Raw genomic sequence first — 1,477 nt, 5'->3', positions numbered from 1 at the left:
CGGCGCTGTCAAGCCACGCCCCGCCCGGCGCCCTCGCTGCCATTTGTGCAACAAAGCCTTTCGATGTTGATCATCAATTGCTCGATGAATTGAAAGTATTTCAGCTTCCAGCCGGACTCGCTCCCGTTCCAGTTGATCTGGCGATTCCATTGTTTAGTATTGGCAAAAAAATATGCCAGTAAACGTTAGACTCTTTCTGAGCGGGGATAAAGAAGTAGCAATGGTCTTTAAGGCGAAACTTTTGAATTCAAACCCTGCCACACCAACTTCCCTTTACGAAACGGGAGCGCCATCATCTCGGTCTGAGGAGGAGGGCGAGGCGTTCTGCTCTTCCGACTCCTCGGGGGGCGGCGCCCAGATCATGCAAACTAAGACGCCGGCGACGTGGAGGGCACAAAGCGCAAGCGCGAGCGTTGTTGAAGACATAGTGGTGAAGCCAGCAAGGCGCATGCCCGCTTGCTTCTAGGCACACCTTACGACTACGGATGCGCCCCTTACTATCTAGCTACCGCCTTCCTCAGGCGGCCTCTCTGGCAACTCTTAGCCTCGGCGGCCTTCGCCCCGGGGTTTCTTTTTGCCGCTTGCACAAGTGACGTTAGAACTTGCGTCGGCCGGACCTTGCTGTAGTGCCACTGGGCCAAGTGGCGAATGCAGTGCGGAATGGGCTTGCCTCGGTCGCTACCTGGGCTTCTTTTCAAGCGATCTTCACTAGCCCCGATGCCGGGCTCAGCCCTCTGCTTCCGCAGCCTCTTACTGCAGCCGCCCTGATATCGGCAGGTGCATCAAGTACAGCCTCTGGCATAGCGGGTCGAACTGTGCCGGAAGCTCCCTCTCAGGGCCAGGGTGGAGCAGAATTTCGTCCTGAATCGCCCAGGCTTCGGCCAGTGTCAGTACACCCTGCATTACTGCCCACTCTAGGCTTGGCGGGAGGGTTGCTAGTTTCGCTACCAAGGCATCCCTGCTGGTTGTTGTGCTTGCAGTTCTTGCTGCATTGCACTTCTCGGCAAGCGCCGATCCCACACCTGCCGCCCTCAGATTAGCAATGCCTCGGCCTCTCGCCGCAGCACCAGCCCTCGCAGCACCACCCCTCCCCCTCGCACCCACTTCCGCAGCTCGGCCGGCACCTGATCCCACTGGTCGGCGTTCACACGCCGGCGCAGCGTCGAGGCCTGGAGATTCCCCGCGCCGAGGTTGAAGCAGAAGTCGACGAGCGCCGCGAGCCGGCGGGGGGCGTGCACCTCGGGGCACAGCCGCAGCACTGCCGGCAGGTAGGTGCGCTCGAGCTGGCGGAGTAGCAGCCGCTCCGCGGTCTCGCGCGAGATCGGCGGGTCGGTGAGCTGCACGCGGCGGCCGTCAAGGTAGTGGGTTGCCCCGTAACCGAGCGTCGGCACGCCGGCCGGGCACAGGTAGGGCCGCGAGTAGAAGCCCTCGAAGCGCCGGCAGAGCTCGGCCGCCACCTCTACCGCCAGCGTGCGCG

At 61.9% G+C, this 1,477-nt stretch carries 2 protein-coding genes; one reads left to right on the top strand and one right to left on the bottom strand.

The features are described 5' to 3' along the window. Nucleotides 1-182, top strand: a 182-nt coding sequence (locus D3A59_RS26040; protein ID WP_205665277.1) for a hypothetical protein, incomplete at its 5' end; no start/stop codon positions are given. Between the two features lie 849 nt (nucleotides 183-1,031). Here the strand turns inward: D3A59_RS26040 and D3A59_RS24850 are convergent. Next, nucleotides 1,032-1,477, bottom strand: a 446-nt coding sequence (locus D3A59_RS24850) for a lysozyme (protein WP_419187282.1), incomplete at its 5' end; no start/stop codon positions are given.

The organism is Caldimonas tepidiphila, assembly GCF_003569765.1.
In the GTDB taxonomy this organism is placed as follows: Bacteria; Pseudomonadota; Gammaproteobacteria; order Burkholderiales; family Burkholderiaceae_C; genus Caldimonas; species Caldimonas tepidiphila.
Note: the sequence above shows the minus strand (reverse complement) of the source record. Positions and strands in the feature narration are given on the sequence as shown.